The sequence below is a fragment of the Mycolicibacterium insubricum genome (assembly GCF_010731615.1).
GTDB lineage: Bacteria > Actinomycetota > Actinomycetes > Mycobacteriales > Mycobacteriaceae > Mycobacterium > Mycobacterium insubricum.
Genome location: NZ_AP022618.1, coordinates 3820614 through 3839273, shown reverse-complemented (window position 1 = coordinate 3839273; position 18660 = coordinate 3820614). Strand labels below are relative to the sequence as shown.

Below are 18660 nucleotides of genomic sequence, written 5' to 3'. Positions count from 1 at the left end.
GCAACCACCACAAACCACCCACACCCCACCACCAAAAACACACTTCAATGGTGACCACGGTGACAACCGGGCCGGCAGCACCCCCCACAAACGGGGCCGCGCCACCCACCACCACGACACCAGATACAATAAAATAGAGTTACGGCGGCCACAGCGGCAGGGAAACGCCCGGACCCATCCCGAACCCGGAAGCTAAGCCTACCAGCGCCGATGATACTGCCCAACAGGGTGGAAAAGTAGGACACCGCCGAACACACACAAAACCCCCCGCAAAAACGGGGGGTTTTGTAATTGGATGTCTTATTGCCGGTCAGTTCCTGGTCAATTGGAAACCGAACTGAGCGCCGTCCGCATAGGCCATCGAACCGGCCAGGGAATTGTCGTCAACCGTGACTGTGAAACCAGGTCCGACCGGAGGGTTCGGATTGACGGCGGTCCAGGTCGAACCGCTTCGCTGGAAGTCGTAGGGGACGTCCCCGTTGGGGATGGTGACGTGCCGGCAGTCCTGGCCACAGTCCTCGGCGTTCCAGTATTGCCCGCTGCCCACCTTGAAATCACGGGGTTGGTTGGTCGACGTGATCTTCATTTTGTAGGTTCCGGCGTCGAGCGCTGCGTTGGCAGGACAGGCGAGTCCGATCGCTGCTCCGGAGAGCATCGTGGCCGCCACCGCGATTCGAAAAGCCTTCATGGTTCCCCATTTCTGACGCCTCCCCAGCGTCCCTTTTCGGAGGCTAGCACTATCACAGGGAAGTCACAGCGAAACTACCGGCAGGCTGATTGGTGACGAGGGCTGCGGGGAACGGGTGACACGATTGGGGCGTGGAGCCCGAATCTGCTGACGCCAACGGTACGGAGCCGAAGGACGACGACAACGATGACGTTTCGCCGGACCATCGACCGTGGCTGCGGGCCGGGTGCCTCGTCGGCGCAGGGATTGGGGCGGTCGCCGTCGGTCTCCGGATGCTGGGGGCCGCGCCGTCGTGGTACCGATCGGGTGGTTCCTGGTGGACCGGAGCGACCGTCGGCCGCTGGGCCCTCGTCGTCGCGGTGGCCACGCTGCTGCTGGCGGTGGCCCGGGTGGCGGTGGCGAAGTGGCTCCCGGGCCGCCGGGCACGCGCCGTCGTCGCCGCAGTGGTGATTCTGAGTGCGACAGGGGTGGTGGTCGCGCTGCGCGGGAGCGGAGTATTCGTCGCGGTTGCGGGCGTCGAGGCCGTGCGGGATCTGCCGGAAGTCCCCGACCTGCGGTTCGGGTTCCGGTGGGTGTGCCTGGTGTGCGCGGTAACGGTGGTCGGGATCATCCTCGGCGCACGTCGCGACGGGTTGGACGGATGGCGTTTGCGGTCGACGGCCTCGGTGGCGGTGCTGACTGCCGTATGCGTGGCCGCGGTGGGGATGGTCGGTATTGCGCGGACCAAGCCCGGTCCCGCGGCGTCGGCGTCGACCGCCATGTATGCGAGCTCGGGGCCATCGGGGATCTTCCGGGTGGTGCGGGTGGATCCGTCGCCAGCGTCGGGCGGGAAGATTTCTGCCGTCGTGCCCCTGACGGGTGGGGTGGCCGTCGCCGCGGATCGGGTTCTGCGCGCCTACGGCCCCGAAGGACGGACCCTGTGGACGGTCGAGTTCCCGTCGGCGGTGAGTTACGCCTTCGGCCCGGATTTGCGGTACGAGCGCGACGGTCCCTGGTTGCTGGTGCAGACCGCGTCGAAGGGGCCGGTGACCCTCACGTACGGGATCGAAGCCGCAACCGGCCGGATCGCCTGGAGCAGCGATGCTTTCGGAAAATTGGTGTCGGCCGCCGGCGGTCGAACCTACGGCAACGACTGGCGCTGGGTCTTCGCGGCCTTGGTTTCGGCGAGCCGATTCGAAGACACCGGGTTGATTGTGGGTACCGACCTGGTGATGATCGACGCCGCGACGGGCACACCGACGTCGAGCCGGCAATTCCGCGCCGCTGGGGATGGCACCCAACCGTGGAAAGCCGACTGCCGTGTTCCCACCGACGTGCACCTCACCCGCAAGGCCAGTCAGGCACTGGCGATGGTGGTGCAGGGTTGCGGCGGCACCGACGATTCGCGATTGCTGACCTTTGCCCTGGACTCGGGTGAGCCGGTGGAGGACACGGCGGTCTCCACGGGCATAGCCGACGAGCGGCCCGTCATATTGGACACGTCGGGGGAGGTCCGGGTGATCGGCGTGGTGGATGCCGGCGGTCTGGCATTGCGTTCCGAGGTCACCGGTACCCTCACTGCGCCGTCGGCCCCGGACGGGTACGTGATCACCGCGGTGCTCAAAGCCGATTTCTACAGCTACACCGTCCTGGCTGTCCGGCGCGACCGCCGACTGGTGGTCATGGACGTCGGTTACCCCACCCAGTCGACCGTGCTTCGGGTCACCGACCTGGGCCTCGAGGTACCGCGATTGTCCTACCCGTCCCTGCAACAGAACGTCGACTACGGCGGGATGCTGGTGCCCGTCAACCACGGGGCGCTCACCAACAGTTGGCTCACCGCGGCCGGTTACCGCGACCCGCACCCGGTGAGCGGGTCGGTGCCCCAGACTGCCCCGCTGACCGTGGTGTCGCTGTCCGCGCAGGGAGCCGATGTCAGCATGGTGGCCAGTCCGTGCCGGCAGGGTGAATCCCCGCGCAACCGGGTGCTGGCCTTCGGCGGGGGCACCGCGCTCTGGTGCTCCAGTTCAGCGGATTTCTCCAACGAACTGTTCTTGTTGTCCTGACGGCCGACGAGACCGCGGACCCTCGGGTGCAGGAGAAAGGCACGATGTCAAGAACCGCCGATGGGATGCTGCCGTACCGGGACTCGGTCTTCGTCAACTTCTCCAACGGCACCTACCAGTGGGTGCACATGAAGCTGTTCGGGCTGTCCGTGGAAGTGGACGATGCGTCCGCACTGGCGTGTCTGCTGAAATCGTCGTACTACCGCGACGGCTACTGCGGGCCCGAGGCCAGGAATTGCGGAGTGCTCCACGGCCCTTACGTCATTGAACAGATGCGTGTTTCGGATTTCGTTGCCACGAATGCGGCCGACGCATCGGCGGAGCTACGTGGCTGGGCCGAGTACTACTGGAAGCTGGACGATCAGCAGCGCGAGGAACTGGAGCTGCAGGTCTACTCCCGGATGAGGCGCGCGACGGCCGTCTACCGGTTGGCGCGTCTGCCGAAGGACCGCCGCGTCGACTACGAAATCAACTTCCACTTCACCGAGTTCGTCCTGCTGGACCGGGAGGCCGGCGAGCTGGCGCTGGTTGTCGGGACCGACGATTGATCGGATTCAGCGCCGGGATCCCAGGTAACCGTGGTAGAGGCCGTCGCCGAGCTCGGCGAGGTCCGCACGGTATGTCGCGCGGAACGCCTCCTGCACCCTGAACTCCGCAACGATGAGCCGTCCGGCGCCGGGGCCTTCGGGCCGGGTCGGATCCAGTGCCAGATACAGATCGTGCCGGTGCCCGACAGGAGGGCCGGACCCCGTCGCGATTCCGTCGGTGCGCACCGCGAGCACACCACGCCCGGGCGGTGCGTGGGCAGCGAATCGAAGATGGTCATCGGGATCAGTCGAACAGCGCGGGCTGCGACGATTCACGTTCCAGCGCCAGCAGGAGCTTCTTACGGTCGAGCCCACCGCCGTAGCCGGTGAGGCTGCCGTTGGCGCCGATCACCCGGTGGCACGGCACGATGACGGCAATCGGGTTGTGCCCGTTGGCCAGTCCGACGGCCCGTGATGCGCCGGGAGACCCGATCTGCGCGGCGATCTCGCCGTAGGACCGGGTCTCGCCGTAGGGAATGGTGCACAGCGCCTGCCACACCCGCCGCTGGAACTCCGTGCCGTCCATGGCCATTGGAATGTCGAACTCGTGCAGGTCCCCGGCGAAGTAGGCGTCCAGCTGCTCGACGGCCGTCGCGAACGCGGTATCGTCGCGGATCCAGTCGTCGCGGTCCGGTTCGTAGGTCTGGTCGACCATCCGCAGATGGGTGAGCGTCCCGTCGTCACCGGCCAGGGTGAGCGGGCCGATCGGGCTGTCGATGATGCGGTAGCTGGTCATGCCGCCTCCTTCGGGGGCCATTGATTGATGGGATGCGACGCGGCCGCGCCCCACAGGTACTGGGTGGCATAGGACCGCCAGGGTCGCCAGCTCTGGGCACGTGTGGCCAGAACGGCTGCGCCGGAGGGCAATCCGAGAATCCGGGCCCCGGTACGGACACCGAGGTCCGACGCCGGGAAGGCATCGGGATCACCGAGTCCCCGCATGGCGATCAGCTCGGTGCTCCACGGCCCGATCCCGGGTAGCTCAATCAGCCGGGCGCGGGTCGCGGCCCAGTCGCAGCCCGGCCCCAGCGGGATGGCGCCGTTGCCCAGTGCTTCGGCCAGCGCCAGCACGGTTCGCCGACGGGATTCGGGCATCGAGAGGTCATTCGGATCGAGGCAGGCGATCTCGGCGGCCGTCGGGAAGCAGTGCGTCAGGCCGCCGTCGGGATCGGTGATCGGCAAACCCCGGGTGGAGGCGAGTCGCGCGGCCAGCGTTCCGGCGGCGCGGACGGATACCTGCTGGCCGAGCACCACCCGGATCGCCAGTTCATGTTCGTCGACGGTCCGGGGAAGGCGGCGGCCCGGGTCGGCAGCGATGGCGCCCGCCAGCGCGGGATCACCGGCCAGTGTCTCGGCGATGGGTATCGGGTCGGCGTCCAGATCGAGCAGGCGACGGCAGCGCGCGACCGCGATCGGCAGATCCCGGAAGTCGGCCAGTCTCAGCACGCAGGCGACGTGATCCTGGCGCGGCCTCAACGCGACGATGCCGGTGGCGTTCGGCAACCGCAGGGTGCGGCGAAACGTCCCGGCGCGGACCTCCTCGACGCCGGGCACCGCGGTGGCCGCCAGGTGCCCGAACAGCCCCGAGTAGGAGAACGGCCGGCGCACCGGCAGCCGCAGGGCAATGGCACCGGCCGAGTCGGCAGCCGGGATCATCGCCGCGCGGCGGCGCAGTTCACTCGGCGGGCAGCCGAATACCGTTCGCACGGTGTCGTTGAACTGCCGGATGCTGGCGAACCCGGCCGCGAACGCGACCTCGCCGAACGCCAGGTCGGTGCACTCGGTCAGCAGCCGCGCCGTCTGGGCGCGTTGCGCGCGGGCCAGAGCCAGCGGACCGGCACCGAGCTCAGCGGACAGCACCCGCTCCACCTGTCGGGTGGTGTAGCCGAGCCGGGCCGCCAGCCCGGGAACCCCCTCGCGGTCGATGGTGCCGTCGGCGATCAGCCGCATGGCCCGGGCGACGAGATCGTCGCGCACAGACCAGGCCGGTGAACCGGGGGAGGCGTCGGGACGGCAGCGCCGGCAGGCCCGGTAACCGGCCCGTTGCGCGGCCGCCGCCGTCGGGAAGAACGAGACGTTGGCCGGCAGCGGGGTACGGGCGGGGCAGCTTGGGCGGCAATAGATTCCGGTGCTGGACACGGCGGTGACGAACCAGCCGTCGAACCGGGCGTCGCGCGAACCGACGGCGCGGTAGCAGCGGTCGAAATCCTGGTGCACACTGCCAGCCTGGCACGGTCCGGAAGCGATTACTAGCGGAAAACCGACATGACGGTCCCGGTCGCCGGACCTGACGAGGCCGCTAGCGGTCGTCGCCGTCGCGGGGCAGGGCGAGGACGGTCTCGTGGTGCTGGCCGCGCAGCGTGACGGTGTCGCCGAAGCTCCAGTGCGCCTGCTCGGCGGCGCCGGCGCTGCGCACGGTATCGGCGGCGGCCAGGAGCTTCCCGGGCGTGGACTTGGCCAGCTCGCACAGCCGCGCGGCGGTGTTGACCGGCGGGCCGATCACGGTGAACTCGAAGCGCTCGTGCGCCCCGACATTGCCCGCCACCACGATGCCGGCGGCGACCCCGATGCCGGCGTGGACGCCGGACAACTCGGTGCGGATCCGCGCCGCGATCGACCGGGACGCGGCCAACGCGGCATCGGCGGGGCAGTCCAGTTGGTTCGGGGTGCCGAACACGGCCAGGCAGCCGTCGCCCTCGAATTTGTTGACAAAGCCCTGGTGACCGTTGACCTCGTCGACGACGATGGCGAAGAACTGGTTGAGCAGGTCGACGATCTCGGTCGGCGGACGGTTGGACACCATCGTGGTGGACCCGATGATGTCGATGAACAGCGCGGCGGCAAAGCGTTCCTCGCCGCCGAGCTCCACGTCCTGAGCCTCGGCGGCCGCGGCCACGTCGCGACCCACGTGCCTGCCGAACAGGTCGCGCACCCGTTCGCGTTCCCGCAACCCCGCCACCATGGCGTTGAAGCCGCGCTGCAGCTCGCCGAGTTCGGTGCCGTCGAACACCTGCAGGGTCGGGGTCAGGTCGCCCTCCTCCACCCGGGCCATCCCCTGACGCACCACCCGGACCGGGGTGGAGATCAGCCAGGAGGCGACCCACATCAGCAGGAACCCGAAGGTCAGCGCGAAGGCGCCGATGAACAGCACGGTGACCGACAGCTGGGTGGCGGTGAGCTGGTGGATCATGATGGTGAACAGGGCGGTGACCATGGTCCCGGCCACCGGGATCGCCGTGGTGAACAGCCAGGTGCTCATGATCCGGCCGGTCACCCCGGACGGCAGCCGGCCCGGGGGGCGCCCGGCCTGCAGTGCCCGCGCGGCTATCGGGCGTAGGGCGAACTCGGTGAACAGATAGCAGGCCGCGCTCACCACGATCCCGCAGAACAGCATGACGAAGCCGACGTTCGGGATGTAACGCGGATCGTGCAGGCCGTAGAGCAGGGTCAGCAGGGCCGTCCCGATCAGCCACAGCACCAGGTTCATCAGCGCCACCCGCAGGGGGGTGGCCAGTGTGCGGCGCTGATCGGCGCGGGTTGCCGGGTGTCCCTCGGTTGCCCACCTCAGCGCCTTCACGGTGCGCCCGGTCACCCAGGCGGTGCCGACGGCCAGCGCCGCCACGATGTAGGCCGGCGTGACGATGACGGCGATCCACCACACGTCCGAGCGGAACACCGACGGCTCCGGCAGCGCGATGGTGATCAGCAGGATGGCGACGGTGATACCGACCAGGTTCGAGGTGATCAGGGCGACCGTCAGCAGGAATTGGATGCGGACGCGGCGCCGGCGCGGACTCTCGCTGGAACTGCCGAGCAGCCAGGAGCCATACTCGGGCGACGAGGTCAGCCGCCCGCTCTGCCGGGTCGCGCGCTCCAGCAGGCGGTCGACGCGCCGCTCCGGTTCCGGGTCGTCACTCATCGTTGGGCAGCCTATCCGCCGCACGAACCCCGGTGGTTCGGTCGGGCGACGGCGTCCGGTCACGGGTGCCCTAAGCTCGTCCGGGTGCGCCTCGTGATTGCCCAGTGCACCGTCGACTACGTCGGCCGGTTGACCGCCCATCTGCCCTCCGCCCGGCGGCTGCTGCTGATCAAGGCGGACGGCTCGGTCAGCGTGCACGCCGACGACCGCGCCTACAAACCACTGAACTGGATGAGCCCGCCATGTTGGCTCACCGAGGCGGACGACGGGGCGACCCCGGTCTGGGTGGTGGAGAACAAGGCGGGCGAGCAGCTGCGGATCACCCTGGAGGACATCGAGCACGACTCTCAGCACGAACTCGGCGTGGACCCGGGTCTGCAGAAGGACGGGGTGGAGGCCCACCTGCAGGCGCTGCTGGCCGAACACGTCGAACTGCTCGGTGCGGGGTACACGCTGGTGCGCCGCGAGTACCCGACCGCGATCGGGCCGGTCGACCTGCTGTGCCGCGACGAACTCGGCACGTCGGTCGCGGTGGAGATCAAGCGCCGCGGGGAGATCGACGGCGTCGAGCAGCTGACCCGCTACCTCGACCTGCTCAACCGGGACAGCCTGCTGGCGCCGGTCGCCGGGGTGTTCGCCGCGCAGCAGATCAAACCCCAGGCCCGCACGCTGGCCGAGGATCGTGGGATCCGCTGTGTGACCTTGGATTACGATCAGATGCGGGGCATGGACAGCAACGAGTACCGGCTGTTCTGACTACTGAACCAGGGTGGCCAGCTGGGTGGGATCTTCCAGCCCGCGTAGCCTGACGCGATTGCCGAATGTCCAGTGCGCCTGTTCGGCTTCGGAGGCGCCGCGGACCGCGTCGGCGGAGGCGATCAGCCGGCCGGGTGCGGTCTTGGCCAGCTCGCACAGCCGGGCGGCCTCGTTCACTGGCTCGCCGATGATGGTGTACTCGAAGCGTTCCCGGGCCCCGACATTGCCCGCGACGACATCGCCGGCGGTCACCGCGATCGCGGCCTCGACCTCGGGGACCTCGAGGGCCAGCCGGATGGAGACCGCGCGGGCGGTCTCCAGGGCCGCATCCTCGGGGTGCTCAAGGTCGTTGGGAGCCCCGAAGACCACCAGGCAGCCGTCGCCCTGGAATTTGTTGAGCAACCCGTGGCGCAGCTCGACCTCGTCGACGATGACGGCGAAGAACCGGTTCAGCAGGGCGACGACCTCCCACGCCGCCAGCCCGCTGACCAGCATGGTCGAGCCGATGATGTCGATGAACAGCACGGCGACGTCGCGTTCCTCGCCGCCCAGGGTCATCTCGCCGGTGGTCGCGGCCTCGGCGGCCTCGGCAACCTCGCGGCCGACGTGCCGACTGAACAGGTCGCGCACCTTCTCGCGCTCTCGCAGCCCGTGCACCATGGAGTTGAAGCCGCGCTGCAACTGCCCGAGCTCGGTGCCGTCGAACACCACCAGGGTGGTGTCCAGGTCGCCCTCCTCGACGCGTTTGAGCGCGGCGCGCACCACCCGGATCGGGGTGGTGGTGATCCAGACGGCGACCCACATGAGGGTGAACCCGAAGACCAGCGCGGCCAGGCAGGACAGCAACACCGCCACGGTGAACTGCGTCAGCGTCAGATTCCGCAGGATCAGGGCGAAGAACGCCGACAGTGCGATACCCATGATCGGGATGCCGGCGCCGAGCATCCAGACCGTCATGATCCGGCCCATGACGCCCGGGGCGAGTCGCCGCGGCGGCTCCCCGGCCACCAGCGCTTGCGCGGCGACCGGCCGCAGGGTGAATTCGGTGACCAGATAGGAGAAGCTGGCGGCCATCACCCCGACCGCCACGATCACGCCGAGGAACCGCGGGATGAAGTAGGTGTCGTAGTAGCCGTAGGCGGTGGTGAGCACGACGGCGCCCAGTCCCCACCCGATCATGTGCACCACCGCGACGTGCCACGGGGCGAGCATGGTGGCGCGCAGATCCTCGGCGGTGGGTGGTTGCTGCTCGATGGCCCAGTTCAGCACCTTCAGTCCGTGGCGGGTGAGCACGGTCGAGCCGATCACCAGCGCGCCGATGCAGTAGGCGGGGGCCAACCCGAGCGTCACCCAGCGCGGTGCGGCGGTGAAGACGTTCGGATTCGGGTACGCCACGATCACCAGCAGGGCGGTCACGCCGATGGCGAGAAGATTGTTGATCAACAGGAATCCGGTGAGGATCACCTGAATGCGGACACGCCGTTGTTCCGGGCGCTCGGTCTCGCGACCCAGCAGCCAGGAGCCGTAGGCCGACGTCTCGGGCAGCAGCCGACCGCTCTGCCGGGTCACCCGCTCCAGCAGGTGACCCAGTCGCTGTGCCAACGTATTTCGGGAATCCATCAAGGCGACAGCCTAATCGGGGTGCCCCGGGTGGGAGGTCGATCGGCCGCGGACACGCACGCGCCGTGCCCGATAGGCTGCGGACATGGCGCGCAGACATTCCCGCGCGCGGCCACCGACGCCGGCCGCCGGTCGCAGCGTGCGCCCCGATCCCGTCGTCGAAACCGGCCACGACGGCGGTGACTACCGGGTGCAGAAGATCCCCGCGTCACGCGCCACCAAGGTCTACCGCTGCCCAGGCTGCGACCACGAGATCCGCCCGGGAGTGGCCCACGTGGTGGTGTGGCCGGCCGATCGGGGGACCGGTGGTGTCGACGACCGCCGGCACTGGCATTCGCCGTGCTGGGTCAAACGTGCCGACCGGGGGCCGACGCGCCGGTGGTCCTAGGTCGGTTCAGCGAGGGGAAGCTGGGACCGAACGGGGGTCTGTGACTAGCCCGCGGGCTGGGTCAGCTCCATCAGCACCCCGCCGGCGTCCTTGGGGTGGATGAAGTTGATCCGGGCGCCGGCCGTGCCGCGGCGGGAGGTGTCATACAGCAGCCGAATTCCGGCGGCGCGCAGCCGATCCGACAGAGCGTCGACGTCGCTGGTGCGTACGCACAGCTGCTGCAGGCCCGGGCCGTTGCGGTCGATGAACTTGGCGATGGTCGACGACTCGTTCAGCGGCGCCAGCAGCTGGATCTGGGTGCTGCCGGCCGGGGTGCCACGCACGCCGAGCATGGCCTCGATCACGCCCTGCTCCTCGTTGACCTCCTCGTGCAGCACCTCCATGCCGAGCTGCTCGACGTAGAAGGCCTTGGCGGCGTCCAGGTCCGGCACGGCGATGCCGGCGTGGTCGATCGCCGTCACCAGGTCGGGGGTCAGGGCCGAACGTGCATCAACCTGATCGGTGCTCATGGCCTAACGGTAACCTGAGGGCCGATATTGCGACGCGGGCCGGGTCGGTTCCGGGTCGGCCCCGAAACCCAGGCTGTGGAGGATATGTCGATGACGACGTCGGTGATTGTTGCTGGTGCCCGTACCCCGATCGGGAGATTCTCCGGTTCGCTGAAGGATTTCTCCGGCTCGGACCTCGGCGGGATCGCGATCAAGGCCGCCCTGGAGAAGGCTGGTGTTTCCCCGTCACTGGTGGACTACGTGATCATGGGCCAGGTGCTCTGTGCCGGCGCCGGGCAGATGCCGGCGCGTCAGGCCGCCGTCGCCGGGGGTATTCCCTGGGACGTGCCCTCGCTGAGCATCAACAAGATGTGCCTGTCCGGCATCGACGCGATCGCACTGGCCGACCAGCTGATCCGCGCCGGTGAGTTCGAGGTCGTCGTCGCCGGTGGCCAGGAGTCCATGACCAAGGCGCCGCATCTGCTGTTGGATTCCCGCGCCGGCTACAAGTACGGCGACGTCGTGGTCAAGGACCACCTGGCCTACGACGGCCTGCACGACGTTTTCACCGACCAGCCGATGGGTGCGCTGACCGAACAGCGCAACGACGAGGACAAGTTCACCCGCCTGGAGCAGGACGAGTTCGCCGCCGAATCCCACCGCAAGGCCGCGGCCGCCTGGAAGGACGGCGTGTTCGCCGAAGAGGTGGTGTCGGTCGAGATCCCGCAGCGCAAGGGGGATCCGATCGTGTTCGCCGAGGACGAGGGCATTCGCGCGGACACCACCGCCGAGTCGCTGGGGCAGCTGCGTCCGGCCTTCCGCAAGGACGGCACCATCACCGCCGGGTCGGCGTCGCAGATCTCCGACGGCGCGTGCGCGGTCGTCGTGATGAGCAAGGCCAAGGCCGAGGAACTGGGCCTGGAGTGGCTGTGCGAGATCGGTGCCCACGGGGTGGTCGCCGGTCCGGACTCGACCCTGCAGTCCCAGCCGGCCAATGCCATCAAGAAGGCCATCGCCCGCGAGGGCATCACCGTCGACCAGCTCGACGTGGTGGAGATCAACGAGGCGTTCGCCGCGGTGTCGCTGGCCTCCACCCGGGAGCTGGGCGTGGATCCGGCAAGGGTCAACCCCAACGGCGGCGCCATCGCGATGGGGCACCCGATCGGGGTGTCCGGCGCCCGCATCGTGCTGCACGCCGCGTTGGAGCTCAAGCGCGTCGGCGGCAAGTACGCCGTGGCGGCGCTGTGCGGTGCCGGTGGTCAGGGCGACGCCCTGATCGTTCGCCGCTGACGCAGGCCGAGGGAGGCCCGGCGGTGGTGTGGCCGGGCCCCGCGGCGGCGTGACAGACTTGGGCGCGTGACCCGACCCCGTCCCTCCCGACCCGCGATGGCCGCCTCCATGGCCGGTGCCGTCGACCTGTCCGGCCTCAAGCAGCGCGCGACGCAGCCGCCCGCGCCGCAGACCGGTGAGGACACCGCCGCCGGCCTGGGTGCCGCCGTCGCCGTGACCGAGGCCAACTTCGAGCCGGACGTGCTGGTCCGGTCCAACCAGGTGCCGGTGGTGGTGCTGCTGTGGTCGCCGCGCAGCGACGCGGCGATCGCCCTGGCCGAGGCCCTCGGCGCGCTGGTCACCGCCGACGGCGGCCGCTGGTCGCTGGCGCTGGTCAACGTCGACACCACCCCGCGGGTGGCGCAGGCCTTCGGGGTGCAGGCCATCCCCACCGTCGTCGCGCTGGCCGGCGGTCAGCCGATCGCCAGCTTCCAGGGCACCCAGCCCGTCGCCGAACTGCGCAAGTGGGTGGACGCGCTGCTGGAGGCCACCGCGGGCAAGCTGCCCGGAGCCGCGGGCGCCGAGCCCGAGCAGGTGGACCCGGCGGTGGCCGCCGCCCGTGACCAGCTCGACGCCGGGGAGTTCCTGGCCGCTCGTGCGTCCTACCAGGCGATCCTGGATGCCGATCCCAACCACGCCGAGGCCAAGGCCGCGATCCGCCAGGTCGACTGGCTGATCCGGGCCAGCGCCGCCGACCCAGACGTCATCGCGACCGCCGACGCCGATCCCGGCGACTTGGAGGCAGCGCTGACCGCCGCCGACGTGCAGCTGCTGTCCCAGGACGCCGCCGGCGCCTTCGGTCGGCTGATCGCCGCGGTCAAGCGCACCGCCGGTGACGATCGCGCCCGGGTCAAGGCCCGGCTGCTGGAGCTGTTCGAGCTGTTCGACCCCGCTGACCCGGACGTCATCCGGGCCCGGCGGGATCTGGCCAGCGCGCTGTACTGAGCTTCGCCGAACCGCTGGTGATTATTTGCGAGCGGTCCCGGTGTCGGTCCGGCTCCGCCGGCACTCGCCGAACCGCTACTCGGGCGTCAGCCAGATGGCCGAGAGCGGAGGCAGGGTAAGCGGCGCCGAGGCCGGGCGACCGTGCCACGGTTGCCCGACGGCCTGCACACCGCCCAGGTTGCCCGCGCCGGCCCCGTTGTAGCCGGTGGCATCGGAGTTGAGCACCTCGCGCCAGCGGCCCGGCCGCGGCAGTCCCACCCGGTAGGCGGCGTGCTCGGAGCCGGAGAAGTTGAAGACGCAGGCCATCATCGAACCGTCGGCGCCGAACCGCAGGAAGCTCAGCACGTTGTTCGCCGAGTCGTTGGCGTCGATCCACGAGTAGCCCTCGTGGCGGGTGTCCTGGGACCACAGTGCGGGGTGTTGCCGGTACACGGTGTTCAGATCGCGGACGAAGCGGGCGATACCACCGGAGAAGCCGTGCTCGGCGAGCTGGAACCAGTCCAGGCCGCGCTCCTCCGACCATTCGGCGCGCTGGCCGAACTCCTGGCCCATGAACAGCAGCTGTTTGCCCGGGTGGGCCCACTGATAGGCCAGCAGACTGCGCAGCCCGGCGGCCTTCTGGTGGTCGTTGCCCGGCATTCGGCTCCACAGGGTGCCCTTGCCGTGCACCACCTCGTCGTGACTGACCGGCAGCAGATAGTTCTCACTGAACGCGTACAGCATCGAGAAGGTGATCTCGTTGTGGTGGAAGCTGCGGTGGATCGGGTCGCGGCCGATGTAGCCGAGCGTGTCGTTCATCCAGCCCATGTTCCACTTCATCGAAAATCCAAGCCCGCCAAGGCTGGTGGGTCGGGTGACGCCGGGCCAGGACGTCGACTCCTCGGCCACCGTGACGACGCCCGCGTTGAGCTTGTGCACGGTGGCGTTCATCTCCTGCAGGAACTGCACGGCCTCCAGGTTCTCCCGCCCGCCGTGCACATTCGGCGTCCAGCCGCCGGCCGGACGGGAGTAGTCCAGATAGAGCATCGACGCGACGGCGTCCACGCGCAACCCGTCGATGTGGAACTCCTGGCACCAGTACAGTGCGTTGGCCACCAGGAAGTTGCGGATCTCAGGCCGGCCGAAGTCGAAAACATAAGTGCCCCAGTCGAGTTGTTCGCCGCGGTGGGGATCGGCGTGCTCGTAGAGCGGGGTGCCATCGAACCGGCCCAGGGCCCAGGCGTCCTTGGGGAAGTGCGCGGGCACCCAGTCCATGATCACCCCGATGCCGGCGCCGTGCAGGGTGTCGACCAGGAAGCGGAAGTCGTCGGGGCTGCCGAACCGCGACGTCGGCGCGTAGTACGAGGTCACCTGATAGCCCCACGAGCCGCCGAAGGGATGCTCGGCGACCGGCAGCATCTCCACATGGGTGAACCCCTGGGCCAGAACGTATTCGGTCAGCTGCGCGGCCAGCTCGCGGTAGCTCAGGCCGGGGCGCCAGGACCCCAGGTGCACCTCGTAGACGCTCATCGGCTCGAACACCGGGTTGCGGCTCGCCCGCCCGGTCAGCCAGTCCTCGTCGTTCCACCGGTAGTGGCTCTGAGTGACCCGCGACGCGGTGTGCGGGGGGACCTCGGTGGCGAACGCCATCGGGTCGGCCCGGTCGGTGACCGACCCGTCGGCGCCGTGCACCCGGAACTTGTACAGACCGTCGGGGGCGAAGCCGGGGACGAACAGCTCCCACACCCCGGTCGAGCCCAGGGTCCGCATCGGCGCGTCGTTGCCACTCCAGCCGTTGAACTCGCCGATCAGGCTGACGCCCTTGGCATTCGGCGCCCACACGGCGAATGAGACGCCCTCGACGGCGCCGTCCGGAGTGGTGAAGCTGCGCGGGTGCGCGCCGAGCACCTCCCAGAGCCGCTCGTGGCGGCCCTCGGAGAACAGGTGCAGATCGACCTCGCCGAGGGTGGGCAGGAACCGGTAGCCGTCGGCGACGACGTGCACATCGGTGACGCCGTCGGCACCCGGATAGCTGACCTGCAACCGGTAGTCGATCAGATCGGCGATGTCCACCGCGGCGGCGAACAGGCCACCCTGCACATGGTCCAGCGGATACTCCCGGCCGCCGATCAGCGCCGACACCGCGGTGGCGTGCGGGCGCAGCGTCCGGATGATGGTGCGCCGCCCCTCGGGGTGCGCGCCGAGAATGGCGTGCGGGTCGTGGTGGGTGCCGTCGAGCAGGCGGCGCAGCTCCGACGCCTCGGGGCGCAGGGCCGGGCTGGAATCGATCTGGCTCATCGGATCCTCCTAGCGGTCGCGGTAGAGCCGGTCGCGGGTCTCGACGGGAATGTGCGGCAGGTTCACGATGTGCGCCACGGCGTGTTGCGGCTCGAGGCGAACGTAATTGTGTTCGCCCCATTGATATTCCGCTCCGGTGACCTCGTCGCGCACCCAGAACCGGTCGTAGGGGTGCATGCCCAGGGCTGCCAGATTCAGGCTCAGTGTGCCCTGCTCGGGCCCGAATGCGTTGAGCGTCACCACCACCAGCACCGCGTCGCCGGTGGCCGGATCGAACTTGCTGTAGGCCAGCAGGGCGTCGTTGTCGACGTGGTGGAAGCAGATGGTGCGCAGCTGGTGCAGCGCCGGATGCAGCCGGCGGATCTCGTTGAGCCGGGCGATGAACGGCTCCAGCGACTGGCCGCGGTCCAGTGCCGCGGCGAAATCGCGGGGCCGCAGCTCGTATTTCTCCGAATCCAGGTACTCCTCGGAGTCCTCACGCAGCGGCTGGTATTCGTAGAGCTCGAACCCGGAATACACACCCCACAGCGGGCTGAGCGTGGCGGCCAGCGCCGCCCGGATGGCGAACATACCGGGGCCGCCGTGCTGCAGGCTCGCATGCAGGATGTCGGGGGTGTTGACGAACAGGTTCGGCCGGGCCTCATACGAGTGCTCGGCGATCTGCTCACCGAACTCGGTGATCTCCCACTTGGCGGTACGCCAGGTGAAGTAGCTGTAGGACTGGGTGAACCCCAGCCGGGCCAGCCCGTAGAGCCGGGCCGGGCGGGTGAACGCCTCGGACAGGAACAGCACCTCGGGATGGCGGTCCTTGACCTCGGCGATCAGCCAGGCCCAGAAGTTCGGCGGCTTGGTGTGCGGGTTGTCGACCCGAAAGATCTTGACGCCGTGGGAAACCCAGTGCAGCACCACCCGCAGCACCTCGCCGTAGAGGCCGGCGGGATCGTTGTCGAAGTTCAGCGGGTAGATGTCCTGGTACTTCTTCGGCGGATTCTCCGCGTAGGCGATGGTGCCGTCGGGCAGTTCGGTGAACCACTGCCGGTGCTCTTTGGCCCAGGGGTGATCCGGCGCACACTGCAGCGCCAGGTCCAGGGCCACCTCCATGCCGAGCCCGGCCGCGGTCGCCACGAAGTCGTCGAAATCGTCGATGGTGCCCAGCTGCGGATGCACGGCGTCGTGACCGCCCTCGTCGCTGCCGATGGCCCACGGCGACCCGACGTCGTCGGCCACCGCCGTCACGGAGTTGTTGCGGCCCTTGCGGTGCACCTTCCCGATCGGGTGAATCGGCGGGAGGTACACCACGTCGAAGCCCATCTGCGCCACCCGCTCCAGCGCCGCGGCCGCGGTGGCGAAACTGCCGTGCACCGGGTTGCCCGCGTCGTCGCGACCGCCGGTCGAGCGCGGGAACATCTCGTACCAGGCGGAGAACCGGGCCGCGGGCCGGTCCACCCACACCCCGAAGCGTTTGCCGCGGGTCACCAACTCGCGCAGCGGATGGCGCCGCAGCAACTCGGCGACCTGCTCCGACAATGCCAGCGCCGAGCGGGTGTACGGGTCACCGGGAGTGCGCAGGGCGGTGGCCGCCGCCAGCAGCGGTTCGCGGGAGCCGCGCGGAACCCCGGCCGCCGCCCGGTCCAGCAGCGTGGCGCCGACCAGCAGGTCGTTGTCGAGTTCGGCTTCGGACTGGCCGGCCGCCAGCTTGGCGGTCACCGCGGCGCGCCAGCCGGTCACCGGGTCACCCCAGCCGTCCACCCGGAACGTCCACAGCCCGACAGCATCGGGGGTGAACAGCGCCTCGAAGGTGTCCGGCTGCCCGCCCGCGACCATCGGCACCGACAACGGCTTGACCCGGTCGGTGTCCGGCTGTGGTGCCGGGGCGTCCGGCAGCACCAGCCCGGCGGGGGCGGATACCAACTGCGGATAGTGCGGACCGTGATAGCGCACCACCAGGGTGGCGGCGACGGCCTCGTGGCCCTCGCGCCACACCGTCGCACGCACGGCGACGACCTCGCCGACGACGGCCTTGGCGGGATACTCGCCGCAGGACACCACCGGGGAAACCTCATCGATTTCGATGCGACCGGGCAACCTGGGGCTCCGTTCTCGTCGGGTGCTCAACCAATACCGTCCCGAACCCACCGTAGTGCGCGGCGGCGCGCCCGGCGCAGCAAGTGCGACGGCTCACTGGTAGCGGCGCAGGCACAGCCCCTGGTCGCCGAGCGCTCCGGCGCGAAACGCCGCGATCCGGGAGAACCCAGCGGCGATGGTGTCGCCGTTGGTGTCACTGGCCACCAGGCCGTTGGCCAGCAGACCCGCCACCGCCTCGTCGAGATCACCCGCGGCGAGCTTGAGAGTGTGCCCGCCGGGGGTGTCGACGCCGGGGGCGAGCTTGGCGGTCGCCACCCCGGTCAGACACGCGGTGCGCAGCGCGGTCTCGGCGCGGTCCAGCGACAGGCCCTGCTGCTGTTGCAGCGCCAGCAGGTAGCGCGACATCAGCACCGAATAGGCGGTGTTGTCACCGGACAGCGTGCTGACGTCGTCGGCGCGGGTGCCGAGTTTCTGCATCCCGGGCACGTCGACGTAGATGGTGTTTGTGGCCGGGCAGAACGACGCCGGCGGACTCGGCCGGGCATCGGAGCAGGTCGCCGCGTCGGACGCCTGGGTGCTCATGGTGGGCGGTTTGTCCAGCGGGAACAGGATGGTCATCGCGTCGAAGACCGCCCGGATCGACTCCTCGGTCACCGGCCAGTCGCCGGTCTGGTTCTGCTGCAGTTCGTGCGGCAGATTGCCGCGGCGGGCCTTGATCTCCTGGGCGTCGATGGAGGCGCACACCGCGGGGCCGTCGGTGAAGCCGAACTGGAACGCCGAGATCCGCTCGAACGCCGAGCCGTGCTCGTCACCGGTGCCGCCGGCTGCCACGTCGGCCTCGCTCAGCAGCGGATCCCGAAACGAGATCATGGTCAGCAGCAGGTCGTTGAGGCCGTCGCCGGTGGACAGCGTGAAACGCGGCGAACGGTCCTCGGCCACCCAGCGCATGTACGCCCCGGACAGGCAGTCTGCCTGCTGCTCGGCGACCAGTACCGGCGTGCTGCGGCCCACCAGCTGGGCCTGTTTCTGCACGGCGTGGCCGTACTCGTGGGCCAGAACCATGGTGATCGCCATATCGCCGTAGGTCTTGCGCAGCGCGGGGAACAACACCCCTCGGTCCCAGCCGATGCTGTCGTCGACCCGGCAGAACCCGGCGTTGACCAGTCCGTAGGTGTCACTGGTGCAGAACTGCCCGGCGTACTGCCGGGCGTCCCAGGAATACACCGTGCCGACCGGGCTGAAGGTGCCCGTCGTCAGGTCCGCAAACGCGTACTCCCAGTACTGCTCGATATCGCTGACCGATTGCGCACCGATCAGGTCGATCTGGCCGTGGTCGGTGCCCTCCACCGTGCGGGTGGGCGGGTTGGGGTTCTCCCGCAGCCCAGTCGGCCCGTCGGTGGCGGGCATCCCGGCGACCTTGAACGGGTCGGCGAACACCGAGACGGCCTGCCCGTCGACCCGCTCGGTGCACCCCGACACCGCCAGGACGGCGGCCAGCGCGGCGCACAGGACGGATCGGCGCATGGCCGCCCC

The 18660-nt window shown here is 69.3% G+C and carries 16 protein-coding genes and 1 rRNA gene; 7 read left to right on the top strand and 10 right to left on the bottom strand.

The features are described 5' to 3' along the window. Window positions 1-140 precede the first annotated feature (140 nt). Window positions 141-253: ribosomal RNA gene (gene rrf, locus G6N16_RS18075) — 5S ribosomal RNA — on the top strand. A gap of 57 nt (window positions 254-310) precedes the next feature. Here the strand turns inward: rrf and G6N16_RS18070 are convergent. Then, on the bottom strand, window positions 311-688 hold the full coding sequence (locus G6N16_RS18070; protein ID WP_133053012.1) for a hypothetical protein: 378 nt from the start codon (window positions 686-688) through the stop codon (window positions 311-313). A gap of 131 nt (window positions 689-819) precedes the next feature. On the opposite strand from G6N16_RS18070, the gene G6N16_RS18065 reads away from it, so the two are divergent. After that, complete coding sequence (locus G6N16_RS18065) at window positions 820-2733, top strand: hypothetical protein (protein ID WP_083033416.1); 1914 nt, start codon at window positions 820-822, stop codon at window positions 2731-2733. A 44-nt stretch (window positions 2734-2777) separates the two neighbouring features. Beyond that, entirely contained in the window at window positions 2778-3281 is a 504-nt protein-coding gene (locus G6N16_RS18060) for a hypothetical protein (protein ID WP_133053011.1), read from the top strand. A gap of 6 nt (window positions 3282-3287) precedes the next feature. Here G6N16_RS18060 and G6N16_RS18055 read toward each other — a convergent pair whose 3' ends face one another. The 4 genes from G6N16_RS18055 to G6N16_RS18040 all read right to left on the bottom strand — a co-directional run bounded on the left by G6N16_RS18055 (window position 3288) and on the right by G6N16_RS18040 (window position 7239). After that, complete coding sequence (locus G6N16_RS18055) at window positions 3288-3506, bottom strand: hypothetical protein (RefSeq protein ID WP_133053010.1); 219 nt, start codon at window positions 3504-3506, stop codon at window positions 3288-3290. Between the two features lie 58 nt (window positions 3507-3564). After that, window positions 3565-4056: a methylated-DNA--[protein]-cysteine S-methyltransferase gene (locus G6N16_RS18050; RefSeq protein WP_083033411.1), complete on the bottom strand. Its 492-nt coding sequence runs from the start codon at window positions 4054-4056 to the stop codon at window positions 3565-3567. Further along, window positions 4053-5537, bottom strand: a complete 1485-nt coding sequence (locus tag G6N16_RS18045; protein ID WP_083033410.1) for a DNA-3-methyladenine glycosylase 2 family protein — start codon at window positions 5535-5537, stop codon at window positions 4053-4055. Before G6N16_RS18045 ends, G6N16_RS18050 begins: the two co-directional genes overlap by 4 nt. An 82-nt stretch (window positions 5538-5619) precedes the next feature. Next, window positions 5620-7239 carry an adenylate/guanylate cyclase domain-containing protein gene (locus G6N16_RS18040; RefSeq protein WP_083033407.1) on the bottom strand — a complete coding sequence of 540 codons (1620 nt, stop codon included), beginning with the start codon at window positions 7237-7239 and terminating at the stop codon, window positions 5620-5622. An 84-nt stretch (window positions 7240-7323) separates the two neighbouring features. On the opposite strand from G6N16_RS18040, the gene nucS reads away from it, so the two are divergent. Then, complete coding sequence (gene nucS / locus G6N16_RS18035; protein WP_083033405.1) at window positions 7324-7995, top strand: endonuclease NucS; 672 nt, start codon at window positions 7324-7326, stop codon at window positions 7993-7995. On the opposite strand, the gene G6N16_RS18030 is transcribed toward nucS, so the two are convergent. Further along, window positions 7996-9615: an adenylate/guanylate cyclase domain-containing protein gene (locus tag G6N16_RS18030; RefSeq protein ID WP_083033403.1), complete on the bottom strand. Its 1620-nt coding sequence runs from the start codon at window positions 9613-9615 to the stop codon at window positions 7996-7998. It lies immediately after the preceding gene. An 85-nt stretch (window positions 9616-9700) separates the two neighbouring features. Between G6N16_RS18030 and G6N16_RS18025 the strand changes: the two genes are divergently transcribed. Further along, on the top strand, window positions 9701-10003 hold the full coding sequence (locus G6N16_RS18025) for an Rv1322 family protein (protein WP_083033402.1): 303 nt from the start codon (window positions 9701-9703) through the stop codon (window positions 10001-10003). Between the two features lie 44 nt (window positions 10004-10047). On the opposite strand, the gene mce is transcribed toward G6N16_RS18025, so the two are convergent. Then, on the bottom strand, window positions 10048-10512 hold the full coding sequence (mce, locus tag G6N16_RS18020; RefSeq protein WP_083033400.1) for a methylmalonyl-CoA epimerase: 465 nt from the start codon (window positions 10510-10512) through the stop codon (window positions 10048-10050). Window positions 10513-10602: 90 nt separating this feature from the next. Here mce and G6N16_RS18015 point away from each other — a divergent pair, with 90 nt between their 5' ends. Together G6N16_RS18015 and G6N16_RS18010 are read left to right on the top strand one after the other, a co-directional pair. Further along, window positions 10603-11781 carry an acetyl-CoA C-acetyltransferase gene (locus tag G6N16_RS18015; protein WP_083033419.1) on the top strand — a complete coding sequence of 393 codons (1179 nt, stop codon included), beginning with the start codon at window positions 10603-10605 and terminating at the stop codon, window positions 11779-11781. 66 nt (window positions 11782-11847) lie between these two features. After that, complete coding sequence (locus G6N16_RS18010) at window positions 11848-12765, top strand: tetratricopeptide repeat protein (RefSeq protein ID WP_083033399.1); 918 nt, start codon at window positions 11848-11850, stop codon at window positions 12763-12765. 75 nt (window positions 12766-12840) lie between these two features. Here the strand turns inward: G6N16_RS18010 and glgB are convergent, their stop codons facing one another. The 3 genes from glgB to G6N16_RS17995 all read right to left on the bottom strand — a co-directional run bounded on the left by glgB (window position 12841) and on the right by G6N16_RS17995 (window position 18651). Next, window positions 12841-15042, bottom strand: coding sequence for a 1,4-alpha-glucan branching protein GlgB (gene glgB / locus G6N16_RS18005; protein ID WP_083033397.1), 2202 nt, complete (start codon window positions 15040-15042; stop codon window positions 12841-12843). 9 nt (window positions 15043-15051) lie between these two features. Further along, on the bottom strand, window positions 15052-17127 hold the full coding sequence (locus G6N16_RS18000; protein WP_083033395.1) for an alpha-1,4-glucan--maltose-1-phosphate maltosyltransferase: 2076 nt from the start codon (window positions 17125-17127) through the stop codon (window positions 15052-15054). A gap of 93 nt (window positions 17128-17220) precedes the next feature. Beyond that, on the bottom strand, window positions 17221-18651 hold the full coding sequence (locus G6N16_RS17995; RefSeq protein ID WP_163787921.1) for a neutral zinc metallopeptidase: 1431 nt from the start codon (window positions 18649-18651) through the stop codon (window positions 17221-17223). Window positions 18652-18660: the final 9 nt, after the last annotated feature.